General features: G+C 66.6%; 15 protein-coding genes. 3 read left to right on the forward strand and 12 right to left on the reverse strand.

Annotation, left to right across the window (positions count from 1 at the left end; all coding sequences use genetic code 11):
• Nucleotides 1–49 precede the first annotated feature (49 nt).
• Nucleotides 50–184: a hypothetical protein gene (locus tag ABT324_RS00580; RefSeq protein WP_351169262.1), complete on the reverse strand. Its 135-nt coding sequence runs from the start codon at nucleotides 182–184 to the stop codon at nucleotides 50–52.
• Nucleotides 185–249: 65 nt separating this feature from the next.
• Nucleotides 250–465: a hypothetical protein gene (locus tag ABT324_RS00585; protein WP_351169263.1), complete on the reverse strand. Its 216-nt coding sequence runs from the start codon at nucleotides 463–465 to the stop codon at nucleotides 250–252.
• Between the two features lie 279 nt (nucleotides 466–744).
• On the opposite strand from ABT324_RS00585, the gene ABT324_RS00590 reads away from it, so the two are divergent.
• Entirely contained in the window at nucleotides 745–1959 is a 1215-nt protein-coding gene (locus ABT324_RS00590) for an acetyl-CoA C-acetyltransferase (protein WP_351169266.1), read from the forward strand.
• A 15-nt stretch (nucleotides 1960–1974) separates the two neighbouring features.
• Nucleotides 1975–4191, forward strand: a complete 2217-nt coding sequence (locus tag ABT324_RS00595) for a 3-hydroxyacyl-CoA dehydrogenase NAD-binding domain-containing protein (RefSeq protein ID WP_351169269.1) — start codon at nucleotides 1975–1977, stop codon at nucleotides 4189–4191.
• 287 nt (nucleotides 4192–4478) lie between these two features.
• Here ABT324_RS00595 and ABT324_RS00600 read toward each other — a convergent pair whose 3' ends face one another.
• From ABT324_RS00600 to ABT324_RS00635, 8 genes are all read right to left on the reverse strand, one after another.
• Nucleotides 4479–5270, reverse strand: a complete 792-nt coding sequence (locus ABT324_RS00600; RefSeq protein ID WP_351169272.1) for an aldo/keto reductase — start codon at nucleotides 5268–5270, stop codon at nucleotides 4479–4481.
• A complete protein-coding gene (locus ABT324_RS00605) occupies nucleotides 5267–5911 on the reverse strand; it encodes a dTMP kinase (protein WP_351169275.1) in 645 nt (214 codons plus the stop codon). The genes ABT324_RS00600 and ABT324_RS00605 overlap by 4 nt, the downstream gene beginning before the upstream one ends.
• A gap of 10 nt (nucleotides 5912–5921) precedes the next feature.
• Nucleotides 5922–6539, reverse strand: coding sequence for a 3'-5' exonuclease (locus tag ABT324_RS00610; RefSeq protein ID WP_351169278.1), 618 nt, complete (start codon nucleotides 6537–6539; stop codon nucleotides 5922–5924).
• A complete protein-coding gene (locus ABT324_RS00615) occupies nucleotides 6532–6927 on the reverse strand; it encodes a hypothetical protein (protein WP_351169281.1) in 396 nt (131 codons plus the stop codon). Before ABT324_RS00615 ends, ABT324_RS00610 begins: the two co-directional genes overlap by 8 nt.
• 504 nt (nucleotides 6928–7431) lie before the next feature.
• Nucleotides 7432–7962, reverse strand: a complete 531-nt coding sequence (locus ABT324_RS00620; protein WP_351169284.1) for a hypothetical protein — start codon at nucleotides 7960–7962, stop codon at nucleotides 7432–7434.
• 166 nt (nucleotides 7963–8128) lie between these two features.
• The gene (locus tag ABT324_RS00625) at nucleotides 8129–8638 is read right to left on the reverse strand and encodes a hypothetical protein (protein ID WP_351169287.1); all 510 of its coding nucleotides are present in this window, start codon (nucleotides 8636–8638) and stop codon (nucleotides 8129–8131) included.
• Nucleotides 8639–8800: 162 nt separating this feature from the next.
• A complete protein-coding gene (locus ABT324_RS00630; RefSeq protein WP_351169290.1) occupies nucleotides 8801–10468 on the reverse strand; it encodes a terminase large subunit in 1668 nt (555 codons plus the stop codon).
• Nucleotides 10446–10904 carry a phage terminase small subunit P27 family gene (locus ABT324_RS00635; RefSeq protein WP_351169293.1) on the reverse strand — a complete coding sequence of 153 codons (459 nt, stop codon included), beginning with the start codon at nucleotides 10902–10904 and terminating at the stop codon, nucleotides 10446–10448. Before ABT324_RS00635 ends, ABT324_RS00630 begins: the two co-directional genes overlap by 23 nt.
• 28 nt (nucleotides 10905–10932) lie before the next feature.
• On the opposite strand from ABT324_RS00635, the gene ABT324_RS00640 reads away from it, so the two are divergent.
• Nucleotides 10933–11481, forward strand: coding sequence for a hypothetical protein (locus tag ABT324_RS00640; RefSeq protein WP_351169296.1), 549 nt, complete (start codon nucleotides 10933–10935; stop codon nucleotides 11479–11481).
• Between the two features lie 353 nt (nucleotides 11482–11834).
• On the opposite strand, the gene ABT324_RS00645 is transcribed toward ABT324_RS00640, so the two are convergent.
• Complete coding sequence (locus tag ABT324_RS00645; RefSeq protein ID WP_351169299.1) at nucleotides 11835–12221, reverse strand: hypothetical protein; 387 nt, start codon at nucleotides 12219–12221, stop codon at nucleotides 11835–11837.
• The gene (locus ABT324_RS00650; protein ID WP_351169302.1) at nucleotides 12205–12822 is read right to left on the reverse strand and encodes a hypothetical protein; all 618 of its coding nucleotides are present in this window, start codon (nucleotides 12820–12822) and stop codon (nucleotides 12205–12207) included. The genes ABT324_RS00645 and ABT324_RS00650 overlap by 17 nt, the downstream gene beginning before the upstream one ends.
• Nucleotides 12823–12866: the final 44 nt, after the last annotated feature.

The following is a 12866-nucleotide window of genomic DNA, read 5'->3' on the forward strand; positions in this document are numbered from 1 at the left end:
GGTGTGAGCATGGGAACCTTCCTGTCAGCGCAGCCTCGCCCAGCCGCCGCTACCGGAGCTGCACGAGCGCGGTGTCGATGACCTCCCGGCTGTCCGCCAGCAGGGCTTCTGCCGCGGTGCGGCCGGTCGCGGCCGGGTAGGCGTCGACGAGCCCTGGATGACAGGAAGGTTCCCGTGCTCGCACCGCTGGCCTCGGTCCCGAGGCGCGGATCGGCGGCGCGGGTTCGACCTGCGCCGCCGCGCGCGGCACTACCGGCGGGATTTCTCCTCCAGTCGCAGCGCCACGCCGAGCGCGAAGAACGTCGGAGCCCACTCGCCGACGAAGATCCCCCAGCGGTCGGCGCGCTCCACGTGCTCGGCCTTGGTGGAGATGACCCAGCTCACCAGGCTGAGCCCGATGGACACGAATCCCGCGGTGAAAAGGTGATCGGAGGTCAGACCCGCGTCGCGAAGCTTCGTCAACATGTTCAGCCCCTCTCGTAACCGGAATCCCCAGCCTTGCAACCAACAGAGCTGGCCGCACGTTGATGTTCAGTCCTTCCGAAGCCTGTGGCCGCTGCCGAGCTGTGGGCCACCAACCCCGAGGGCCCCCAGCCCCCACCGCGACGCGGAGCGGTGGGGCCGACCACGCGCACGTTCGCCCATGCGCGGGACCTGCGGTCAGGTCAAGAGCACCTTGACTGTGACAGCGCTGGTGTCACACTCTGGGTGGAGTACCTGCCGCAACGAGGAGGCACGCCGCACATGTCCGAGGCGTTCGTCTACGACGCGATCCGCACACCGCGCGGTCGCGGCAAGAAAACCGGGTCGCTGCACGGGGTCAAACCGATCAGCCTGGTCGTGGGCCTCATCCAGGAGCTGCAGCGCCGCCACCCCCAGTTGGATCCCGCGCTGATCGACGACGTCGTGCTCGGCGTGGTCTCGCCGGTGTCCGACCAGGGCGGCGACATCGCCAAGACCGCCGCGCTGGCCGCCGGGCTGCCGGAGACGGTCAGCGGTGTGCAGCTCAACCGCTTCTGCGCCTCGGGGCTGGAGGCCGTCAACATCGCCGCGCAGAAGGTGCGCTCCGGCTGGGAGGACGCCGTGCTGGCCGGTGGCGTCGAGTCCATGTCGCGGGTGCCGATGGGCTCCGACGGCGGTGCCTGGGCGCTGGACCCGGAGACGAACTTCGACACCTCGTTCGTGCCGCAGGGCATCGGCGCCGACCTGATCGCCACCCTCGAGGGCTTCGACCGGACCACTGTGGACTCCTACGCGGCCGAGTCGCAGACCCGCGCCGCCAAGGCCTGGGCCGACGGCCGCTTCGCCCGCTCCGTGGTGCCGGTGGTCGACCGCAACGGGCAGGTCGTCCTGGACCGCGACGAGCACATCCGCGCGAACACCACGGCCGACAGCCTCGGCGGCTTGAAGTCGTCCTTCGCCGACATCGGCGAGCTCGGCGGGTTCGACGCCGTGGCGTTGCAGAAGTACCACTGGGTCGAGCGCATCGACCACGTGCACACCGCGGGCAACTCCTCCGGCATCGTGGACGGCGCGGCCCTGGCCCTGATCGGCGGTGAGTCGCTCGGCGAGCGGACCGGCCTGCGCCCGCGCGCCCGCATCGTCTCCGCCGCGCTCTCCGGCGCGGACCCGACGATCATGCTGACCGGCCCCGGCCCCGCCGTGCGCAAGGCCCTGGCCAAGGCAGAGCTGAGCATCGACCAGATCGACCTGGTGGAGATCAACGAGGCGTTCGCCGCCGTCCCGCTGAAGTTCATGAAGGAGTTCGGCGTCAGCCACGACAAGGTCAACGTCAACGGCGGCGCCATCGCGATGGGGCACCCGTTGGGCGCCACCGGGGCGATGATCCTGGGCACCCTGATCGACGAGTTGGAGCGCCGCAACCTGCGCTACGGCCTGGCCACGCTGTGCATCGGCGGCGGCATGGGGATCGCGACGATCGTGGAACGCATCGGCTGAAGGACGACATTGCACATGAGCGAGCAGAACACCATCCGCTGGGAGTCCGACGCCGACGGCATCGTCGTGCTGACCCTGGACGACCCGCAGCAGCAGGCCAACACCATGAACGAGCGCTACCAGCGCAGCATGGCCGAGGCCGTGCAGCGCCTGGAGGACGAGCGCGAGAACATCACCGGTGTGGTCATCACCTCCGCGAAGAGCACCTTCTTCGCCGGTGGTGACCTGCGCGAACTCGTCCAGGCACGCCCGGAGGACGCCGCGCGCGTCACCGAGACCACCACCGCCGTCAAGAAGCAGCTGCGCCGCCTGGAAACCCTCGGCGTGCCGGTCGTGGCCGCGCTCAACGGCACCGCCCTCGGCGGCGGCCTGGAGATCGCGCTGGCCTGCCACCACCGCATCGCGCTCAACGACCCCAAGGCCCGCTTCGGATTCCCCGAGGTCACGCTCGGCCTGCTGCCCGGCGCGGGCGGCGTGGTCCGCACGGTGCGGATGCTGGGGATCGCCGACGCGCTGCTCAACGTGCTGCTGCAGGGGCAGCGGCTGCGCCCGGAGAAGGCCGCCAAGATCGGCATCGTCGACGAGCTGGTCGATGCGCCCGAGGAGCTGCTGACCCGCGCCAAGGAGTGGATCAAGGTCAACCCCGAGGCGGCCCAGCCGTGGGACAAGCCCGGCCACAAGATCCCCGGCGGCACCCCGTCGAACCCGAAGTTCGCCGCCAACCTGCCCGCGTTCCCGGCGAACCTGCGCAAGCAGCTCAAGGGCGCCCCGCTGCCCGCGCCGAAGAACATCATGGCCGCCGCGGTGGAAGGCGCCCAGGTCGACTTCGACACCGCGCTGACCATCGAAGGCCGCTACTTCGTGGAGCTCGTGTGCGGGCAGACCGCGAAGAACATGAGCAAGGCGTTCTTCTTCGACCTGCAGCACATCAACTCCGGCGGCAGCCGCCCAGCCGGTGAGCCGACCTGGCAGGCGGAGAAGGTCGCGGTGCTCGGCGGCGGCATGATGGGCGCCGGCATCGCCTACGTCTGCGCCAAGGCCGGGATGCAGGTGGTGCTCAAGGACATCTCCCCTGAAGCAGCCGAGAAGGGCAAGGCCTACTCGGTGAAGCTGGAGGAGAAGGCCGTCGCCAAGGGCCGCACCACCCAGGAGGCGTCCGACGAGCTGCTGGCCCGCATCACCCCCACCGACCAGCTGGAACCGCTGTCCGGCTGCGACCTGGTGATCGAGGCGGTCTTCGAGGACACCGAGCTCAAGCACCAGGTCTACGGCGAGGTCGAGGAGGTGGTCACCGACGACGCGCTGATCGCCTCCAACACCTCCACGCTGCCCATCACCGGGCTGGCCGAGGGCGTGCGCCGCCGCGAGGACTTCATCGGCCTGCACTTCTTCTCGCCGGTGGACAAGATGCCGCTGGTGGAGATCATCTGCGGCGAGCACACCAGCGACAAGGCGCTGGCCCGCGCCTTCGACGTGGTGCAGCAGATCAAGAAGACGCCGATCGTGGTCAACGACAGCCGCGGCTTCTTCACCAGCCGGGTCATCGGCACCTTCCTCAACGAGGGGGTGTCGATGCTCGCCGAGGGCATCCACCCGGCCTCGATCGAGCAGGCCTCGGCCCAGGCCGGGTTCCCGGCACCGGTGCTGCAGCTGTTCGACGAGCTCACCTTCACCCTGCCGCGCAAGATCCGCGACGAGACGCGGCGCGCGGTGGAGGAAGCGGGTGGCACCTGGACGCCGCACCCGGCCGAGCAGGTGCTGGACCGGATGATCGACGAGTTCGACCGCAAGGGCCGCTCCAGCGGCGCCGGCTTCTACGACTACGTCGACGGCAAGCGCACCGGCCTCTGGCCGGGGCTGGTCGAGCACTTCGGCAGCGCCGACCGCGACCAGTCCCAAGTGGACCTGGCCGACCTGCGGGAGCGGATGCTGTTCGTGGAGGCGCTGGAAACCGTCAAGTGCTTCGACGAGGGAGTGCTGCGATCGGTCCCGGACGCCAACATCGGCTCGATCTTCGGCATCGGCTTCCCCGCCTGGACCGGCGGAGTCGTGCAGTACATGAACGGATACCCAGGAGGTTTGGCCGGGTTCGTGGCCCGCGCCCGAGAACTGGCCGACCGCTACGGCGACCGCTTCGACCCGCCCGCTTCCCTGGTGAAGCGCGCGGAAGCGGGCGAACCGTTCGACATCGGCGAACCCGACGAGGGGATCGTCTCCGCCACGGCGGCGTGACCCGTGCCGGGTGGGCGCCGACCCCGGCGCCCACCCGCGCAGCGGAGCCGCCATCGCTGCGTGCTCGCGTCAGGTGACAGGAAGGTTCCCATGTTCACCTCAGCGGGGGCGTGGGTGACAGGAAGGTTCCCTTTTCGCAGAACTACAACCTGATGAGCTGTGCTGTTGCTGTTTTCCCTGGTCAATGCGGCTGTTAGGCCTGTTCCAGGATATCACTTGCAGGGTCTTGTGGTGCTCTAGGTATTGCCTGGTCAAGGCCCTGCAAGTGCTGTTCTGCTACAGGAGTGCTACGTGCAAGATCCAGTCCCCAGTGAGCTGGAGGTGCTGAGGTTTTCCTCCAGGTGCGCGATTGATGCGGTGCCTGGGATCGGCAGCGTCACGGGCGAGAGGTCCAGCAGGTAGGCCAGTGCTTGCGGTGCTGGCCAACCCGACTTCAGGACTCGCCCTTGCCGCAGGGGCGAGTAGGGAACGAACGCTGTCCCGCTGGTCGTGCACTCGTTCAGTACCGAGATCTCACCCTCGTAAGGATTGAAGCGGTTCTGCACGGCCGCGATCGGAGTGATCTCGCGGGCTTGCTTGAACTGCGTCAGCGTGACCTTGGAGACGCCGATGAAGCGGATCTTGCCTTCGTCACGCATGTCAGCGAGCACCCCGAGCTGATCAGCGAGCGGCACCTGCGGGTCGACGCGGTGCAGGTAGTACAGCGGGATCTGCTCCAGCTGCAGACGCCGCAGGCTCATTCCGACGCATTGGCGGAGGTACTCCGGGCGTCCCAGCGGTGCCCACTGGTTGGGGCCGTGGCGGGTCATCCCGCCTTTCGTGGCGATCACCAGGTCGTCGGCATATGGGTGCAGTGCCTTGCGGATCAGGTTCTCGGCGGTGTGGGGACCATAGGCGTCGGCCGTGTCGATGTGGTTGACACCGAGTTCGACTGCCCGTCGGAGCAGGGCCTTGGCTTCTTCCGGGTCTGCCGGACGGGACCAATGTCCTGGACCGGTGAGCTGCATCGTGCCGAGCCCGATTCGGCGGACGGGCAGTTCACCGCCGACGCGGAAGACGTCGGTGTGGGTGGCTGTCATCGGCTCTCCCCAGCGGTGGTGATCAGCGGTTTGGCGTTCGAGAGGTCCTGCAGCTCGTCCAGGACGGCGTTGAGCACGTCGTCCGGTTTGAGGCAGGTCGTGTCGAGCCGTAGGACGTTGAGTCCGCGGACGTCGGCCAGGTACGTGGCCGCGTCGTTGAAGTAGCGGCACTCGCGGAGGCTGGAGTCGTCTTGGTCCTGGTACCGGTTGTGCGTGCCCCTGGAGAGCAAGCGGTCGCGCACGACAGGAACGTCCGCGGTGAGGATGACCGTCAGGTCGGCTGGCACGGCGTAGATGGAGAGGGCCTGGAGAAATTCCACGTCAACGCCATCCAGACGCTGCATGACCAAGCTCGATGCCAGGCCCCGGTCCGCGAGGACGGTCGTGCCCTGGGCGAGCTGCGGTTGGATCACGTCGGCTTGGTTGCGGTAGAGGTCGGCGGCCATCAGGCACGCCAGCACGACGCCTCGTGCGGTGTCGACCTGCTTCCTGGCGAATGCGCCGATGTCGCTCATGCTGGGGGAACAGGTCGTGTGGATCGTGTGGCCCGCCGTCCGAAGGGCTGCGTCGAGCCCGCGTAAGAGCGTGGACTTGCCCACGCCGGACGGGCCGTCGACCGAGATGTGAAGCCCGCGTTTCATCGCCCCTCCTCTAGAAGAGCCTGGGTTCGGCGTCGGGTTCTGGAATGGAGGCCGGGGCGAGGTGGATGCCTCCGGCGTCGAGGAGTTGATCCCAGGTGGTGATGCGGAGGTCTTCGATGAGCTTCAGGAAGAGCTTCGCGGTCACCAGCACGTCGAAGTCGACTCGGTGTGGCCGTAGCCCGGAGGGCATCTCCTTGTCGAGCCCGAAGTGCTCCACCAGCGCGGTGAGCTTGTGAGTCTTCTGGTCGGGCCACGCCTTCCGGGCCATCCGCAGCGTGTCGATGGCAACCGCAGGCGACCACTGCGGCATCTTCCGCCCCATCACGTCGAGGTCGATCCGGACGTTGTGCCCGACCGGCACCGCGTCGCCCAGGGCTTTGCCGACCACGTCGCCGATCTCGTCAAATGCTGGCTTGTCTGCGACGTCGTCGTTCGAGATGCCGTGGATTCGGCGAGCGAAGCCCGTGATCGGCTCGATGGGCCGAACGAGCCAGGACACTGTCTCGCCAACGGTTCCTGCCTCGACCGGGACGACGCCCAGTTCCACGAGGTCCGGCGGGCGCTGTCCGTTGCCCTCCACGTCGATCACGGCGAAGGGGCGTCCGTCCCACAGGTCGATCTCAGTCATCGTTCTCGTCCCATCCGATATCCGCCCGTCCGTGCCTGCGGTACTTGTGCGGGCGCTTTTCGTCGTGCATCTGGAAGCCGAGCGTGTTCTGGGCGAAGAGCCGCGCAGGCTCTTCCAGCCCGGCCAGGATGGCGGCGCGCTCGGTGATCTCCACGACGTCGAAGTCTCTCGTGTTCGGCAGGTGCGCGACCGTCGATCGGATGACCTCTTCCGTGGGAATCTTGTGCGCTCCGGCGCAGAGCGCGAGCTGCTTGGCCGGGCAGATGTCGCACAGCTCGCGGATGCCGTAGTGCCCGTTCCAGTCCGGGACTTCGTGGCTGTAGGAGACGCCGCACGAGGTCTTGCGGAACAGCGGCCCGCCATCGCCGTTCTGGAACGCTTCCAGCACGCGATCTTCCAGGCTCTCGGGAAGCCTGCAGGTCGATCCGCTCCTCCAGCGCGTCGACCACCAGACGCGGCCAGTTGATCACCACCTGGCGGACCCGCTCGTCCAGCGTCTCCATCAGCTCCGGGTGCATGTAGGACAGCCGCTGGCGGCCCTCGTAGTAGGCCAACAGCTCGTGCAGCTCCGGCAGCTCGGCGTTGTGCTGCAGGACCAACCGAGTCAGCCACTGCTGCTCGAACTGCGTCGGGGCGTCACCGATCGCCACCAACTCACCCCCTCAGTCCGTTCGGTACGAAGGGGTGGGCGCAACGGTCGCGGCGATCTGCCGTGTGTGTCGCCACTACCCGCCAAGGCGACTGCGTACGGACCTAACCCGCCAAATCCAGGCCGTACGTCCCGTAATGCAGTTGAGTCTCAGTCGTACGAGTGGCTGACTGCTTAGCCGTGCCCCTCGTCTTCGACCGTGACTGCCTCGGCCAGAGCTATCCCTTGCTGACGAGACCTACGTCAATCCATGTCAGTGATCGCCAGAATCCACAACAGACGGAGCCCGGAGTCGTACACGACCCATGTGCCGTTAGAAACACCGGGGAACCATCCACACCAAGCATCCGAGGTGCGATAGGCGCAAACGTCGGGAAGGTAGCGATCACCGGTGAGTGCCTTGTATGCAGACATCGCCGTGTTCATAGCGGCAGTGCCACGCTTCTCCCGGTCCTCCTTGCTGGCATGATCGGGATGCGCGTAGAAGCCACCTGAATCCAGGTATGTCGCCCAATCGCCTGCGACTTGGTAGGGCCAGACCACATCCCACCCGCGCAGACGGCGCCCAAAATCCCTGTACTCAATGGGGCTAGAAATTTGAAAGTGCGGCAACGAATCACGCACGGATTCATGGGCAAGCACAGACTCGATCACATTAGGACTATTCAAGGCATTTCGACTAGCAAGCGAATCGAATACTGGGTGCTCCGCAACATGAAAGCCAGCAAGCTCGGCTCCGCCTTTGTGTCGTTCAGACCGGAACCACTCGACCATCCTGGCCACCGAGCCGTCCTCCGGTATGGCGTGCGGGCGGACTACAAGCTCGTCCGCTAGTCTTTCTACCTGGGCCTCAGACGGCTGACCAGCCTGGCTACCGTGATCCATCATCCTGCGAGTATGGCACACCCAGTGGTCGCTGGGTGTGCCATACACGCCCTGTTTACAGGGCGGCGCATCCTTCCCAGTCTGCGCTGTTCGGCCCCGTTGTGTATGCAGTAATGGTGTCGCGGTCTGCATCGGCGGTGACGACTACTGCTTCCTTGCCGGGAGCGTAAGCCAAATGCCACTCAGTGCTACCATTGGGATCATTTCCCGGCCGAGTATTGTTGGTGGCAATGGTAGTCAGCCAGCAATCAGTGAAGGCATCAGAATTGTTGATGGGGTGACCTGCGTGAATGTGACGAGCGCCGAACGCTTCGTTTCCGCAGAGCAAATTCACTCGACCGCCCGGGGCGTTGTTGAGCGCGAGCACCTCGTTTTCCGCGGGGACACCCGGATTCCGCAAGCAGTCGTCAATCAGCTGCTCCCGGACTGCTGGGTCTTTCGGGAAAATTTCGGCAGAGTCGACGTAGCCCCGGGGTGCAGCTCCTGCGTTGCCAGCCAGAGCGGCAACTAGCCCTCCCGTAACAGTCACGAGAGCCAAACCTCGATGTAGCTTGACGGGCACCATCGCCTCATCCTCCAACGTGAGTTTGCGACTCCGGCGGTGTCTTCCGCTGGACGTTAAGGATCTTTGTGCCTCCATGGAGGCCGGTATAACCGGTGGTTCACTCAGCGTCGCTGAGGGATTCTGCTCAGATGACCTTGATCGAGAGCTCTTGCAACAACCGAATTACCGCACAATCAGACGGCCTGGTCGGGCGTGTTTGCTCGCCAGCTCGCGCCAGCGCGTGACCGCCATCGCGGCCGTCGGCACGGCGTCGATCCGTTTGCCTACGGCGGCGCGGTCGGGTTTGTCGGGGCGGAGCTGGTCGGCGTCGCCAGGCGGGTGGCGGACTTCGACGGCGTCGAAGCACCATTCGGCGACGGGGTTGGCGTGGTGGGTCCAGCCGCGCGACTTGGTCAGCGCCATCAGCTCGGTCATGCCGTAGGTGAGGCCGCGGTAGGTCTGCGGGATCGGCGCGAGGTCGAGCCGGGTCTTCTTCTGGATCTCCTGCCGAACCGGTTCCCCGGACCATTCGTCGTATCCGGCGGCCATCACCCTGAAGTCGCGGCAGTCGGCGGCGATGTCGGCGTAGACGACGTCGTAGTCGATGACATCGCCCGGCGTGACGGTGATCCAGCCGCCGTCGGCCCACTGCGAGACCCGCCCGTTGGTCCGGCCGTCGAGGAACTGCACCGCGGACTCCGGCAGCCAGAACCGCCACAGCATCGACGGCATCCCGTCCAGGCCGTTAGGGATCAGCAGCGCCCACGCGGTCATGTCCAGCTTGGCGGCGAGGTCGAGCCCTCCGTAGGCCCGACGCCCGGCCAGCTCAGCGCGCAGCCAATCCGGAGCCGGGGCGACGGTGCCCGCACACTGGCGGTAGAGGTGCATCGGCATCCACCGGTGGGACTGCTGCACCCACTGGTTGAGCCGGTACTGCCGGAACGCGTTCTCCTTGCTCGGGTCGTTCTTGGCCTCCTCGGCCTCCTGGCGCAAGGACCGGATCGACAGGAAGTCGCCGAGCGCGGGGTTGGCCAGCGGCCAGTTCTTCTCGTCCCATGGGTCGGCGTCTTCGGGGACGTTGCGGACGTAGGCGAAGCGGTGCCGCGCCCGGTCCGGGTCGTCCTGGATGCGCACGCACTCGTCGTGCTCGCTGCGAGCGAAGCTGGCCGGGTCGTCCCCGGCAGTCGTGGCGGCGATCATCATCGGCTGCATGCGCGTGCCCATGCCGGTGCGCATCGCATCCCACAGCCGGGCGTCGCGCTGGGTCAGCACCTCATCGAAGACCACGCCGTGCGGGTTGTGCCCGAGGTTCCCGGCCGCGTCGGCGGCGACGACTTCGTAGTAGGAGCCGGTGCGCTCATCGATGATCCGCTTGATGTGGTCCTTCACCACCAGGCGCGACGACAGCACCGGGGAGAGCTTGACCATCCGAGCGGCGACATCGAAGACCTTGGCGGCCTGGCCCCGGTCCATCGCGCAGCCGTAGATCTCCGCGCCTTCCACGCCGTCGCCGACCAGCAGGTAGAGCGCGATGAACGCCAGCAGCTCGGACTTGCCGTTCTTGCGCGCCAGCTCGATCCAGCCGATCTGGTACCGGCGGACGTAGGACTCCCACTCCGGATCCCACACGACCTCGCCGAACAGCGGCTCGATGATGTCCTCGCGTTGCCAGTCGGCCAGGATGAACGGCCGCCGCGCCCACTTGTCCTTGGTGTGCACGCACAGCTCGGCGCAGAACGCCACCGCGTGCGCAGACCGCGGTCGGCAGAAGTGATCGCCGCGCTCGCGGCAGGTCTCGCCGTCGAAGGTGAACCCGCACTCGGGCAGCTCAGGAGAGCAGGCGCTCGGCACCAGGCCCCTTGACGGAACCGCCGACGTCCACCTTCAGCTGCGTGCGGTCCGACGGGGTGAGCCCGAACCTCGCGCCGTACTGCGCAAAGGTGGCCTCGGCCTCGCGCTGGACCGTCAGCGCGGGGTTCTTCACGAACCCGTTCGGCCCCTGCACCAGCAGCGCGGAGCCGTTGACCAACTTGGTCGCCTGCTTGTACCGGGCCAGCGCCTCGCACACCACCACGAACGCATCCACGTCCCACGGGGTGAGCACGCCGACCGCGATCAAGCTGGGCGCCAGACGATCCCACGCGGCGCGGGCATCGTCGGACAGATCCTCCGGCGGCACGACCTCGCCTTCGGGCGGGACCGGCTCGGCGTCGTTGATCCGGTCGGAACGATCACCGTGCAGCACCTTCAGCGCTGTCGGCTTCGGCTTGGTGCCACGTGCTCCCACGATTACTCCTCGTTTGTAGGATCCCTACATGTCAAGTTCTCCCTGGTGGAGCCAAATTGCTGCAACCTCGATCGGTGGCCTGCTCGCCATCCTCGCCGCTGTGCTCACGACGGTCTTTACGAATTTTCACGCAAAGCGTCGACAAGGTGCGGAAATTGCACATCAAATTCGACTGGAGCGCGAAAAGCTGCATTACGAACATCGACTGCCGCTGTATGTTGAAATGGTAGGCTTGATTTTCGAGGCAGATCGGTCCATTCCGCCGATGCGACCAGAGGTCTACGCCGATGGTCGAGAGCATCGCGAGCCGATAAAATGCGATGAGCTGCGGGATGTCACAAAGAGGATCCGCCAGGCAGGGACCAGACTTTTCGTGCTAAGTGGTGAAGACGTCATTGATGGCGTTCAGAGATTTGGCGAGAGCTGCGAATCGTTGATCAAGGCATTGGGCCTCGGCTACGACGAGTACATGAAAGTCGAAAACCGATTGCGAGAAGAGCGGCGTGAACGGGCGAACTTCCTCCTCCAAGCGATCCGCGACGAAATGGGTCCTGATTCCGACGAGATCCTAATTTAGTTGGCGAGACCATCTAAGGGCTGGCCTCGTCCATGGAAATGATCAGGCGCCGGAGCTGCGACCGCCGCCAGCGCCCACTACTCCTCAGCTGGGTGGGTCAGAAGGACTGGCCGCCAGCCCGTCAGACACGAATTTGGTGATGGTCTTGGTGGGCGCGACGAAGCCCCGTCGGCCGGGGGTAGGGGTAACGGGGGCTTCGTCGCGGGTCAGGGGCAGTCGCGGGTCAGGGGCAATCAGGTGCCGGAGCTGCGTCCGCCAGCAGCGCCCGCCGCCCGACGGCTGCGGAACATGCTGCCCGCAACCCGGCGGACCGCTCCACCTCCAAGTCGGAACCGCATGGCCTCCTCCTTCCCTTACTCGTCGTCCATCTCCACGCCGAGCACGCGGGCTACGGCGTAGCCGTCCATGTACTTGTCACCGATGGCCAGCAGCCCGGCGTTGCGGAGGAACTTCTCCTTGTCCTCTCGGGACTTGAAGCACACCGCGACCCAGTACTCCGAGTCGGTGGCCAGCCGGAACCGCTCGGCCTCCCGCTTGGCCCGGTCCCGGAATCCCTGCTGCACCGCGTTCAGCTCCCGGCGCGAGTCCTCGGCGAGGTCGCCCGTGTACTCCACGTCGGCCAGCGGGTCGGGGTCCGGCTCGGCGTTGAGCATCGCCAGCAGGTCGTCGTTGGACTGCTGATCGGACGGTGCGGCCTGGGCCGAGAGCTGCGAGAGCAGGTCGTCATTCGAGTCCGGCACGGAACAACTCCAAATCCGCCAGCGGGAACCACTCCAAGATGCGCTCGTAGTCCCGAGGGAAGCGCTCCTTGATCGGGGCGAGGAACCGGAGGTCCAGCCCGTCGAAGGTTCGGTTGAACAGCTCGTAGTCCACCGGCAACGGGCACCGGTGCTGGGCCAGCGCCTCCCGGACGTGCCGGATGCGCCAGTCCCACACCGGGGACACCTTCATCACGTGCTCCCGGATCGGCCCGTGGCCCTTCATCGCGGTGCGCCGGTTCGGCGAGTCCGCCGCCCGCACCCCGTCCGCGGTGAAGGTCGCCGCCGGGTCGAGCCCGTAGACGTCCTCGCACAGCAGTCGCGAGATGTCGGTGTAGTCCGGCTCCGGCAGCGCCGCCGCCTCGATCACCCGGATGTTCTCCGGGGCCTGGAAGGTCAGGTTGTTCAGCCACCGGTACAGCGACGGGTGCGGCAGCTGCGGGATCGGGACGCCGAAGAAGCGCGTAGTCCGCCAGCGACTTGTCCACGAACTCCAGCCCCGGCACCAGGTACAGGTGGAACGGGCGCACCTCCACCCCGGCGTCCCGCAGCGCCAGCCACGCGGCCAAGCTGTCCTTCCCACGACTGAACGCGAGCAGGACTGGTCGGCTGGCCCGAGCCAGCTCC

Source organism: Saccharopolyspora sp. NPDC000359, from assembly GCF_040300525.1.
Lineage (GTDB): Bacteria > Actinomycetota > Actinomycetes > Mycobacteriales > Pseudonocardiaceae > Saccharopolyspora.

Bases quoted from the DNA above. Each gene is read 5' to 3' on its own strand.
- ABT324_RS00585 (WP_351169263.1), bottom strand. From the start codon at position 465: ATGTTGACGAAGCTTCGCGACGCGGGTCTGACCTCCGATCACCTTTTC.
- ABT324_RS00590 (WP_351169266.1), top strand. From the start codon at position 745: ATGTCCGAGGCGTTCGTCTACGACGCGATCCGCACACCGCGCGGTCGC.
- ABT324_RS00595 (WP_351169269.1), top strand. From the start codon at position 1,975: ATGAGCGAGCAGAACACCATCCGCTGGGAGTCCGACGCCGACGGCATC.
- ABT324_RS00600 (WP_351169272.1), bottom strand. From the start codon at position 5,270: ATGACAGCCACCCACACCGACGTCTTCCGCGTCGGCGGTGAACTGCCC.
- ABT324_RS00605 (WP_351169275.1), bottom strand. From the start codon at position 5,911: ATGAAACGCGGGCTTCACATCTCGGTCGACGGCCCGTCCGGCGTGGGC.
- ABT324_RS00610 (WP_351169278.1), bottom strand. From the start codon at position 6,539: ATGACTGAGATCGACCTGTGGGACGGACGCCCCTTCGCCGTGATCGAC.
- ABT324_RS00620 (WP_351169284.1), bottom strand. From the start codon at position 7,962: ATGGTCGAGTGGTTCCGGTCTGAACGACACAAAGGCGGAGCCGAGCTT.
- ABT324_RS00625 (WP_351169287.1), bottom strand. From the start codon at position 8,638: ATGGTGCCCGTCAAGCTACATCGAGGTTTGGCTCTCGTGACTGTTACG.
- ABT324_RS00640 (WP_351169296.1), top strand. From the start codon at position 10,933: ATGTCAAGTTCTCCCTGGTGGAGCCAAATTGCTGCAACCTCGATCGGT.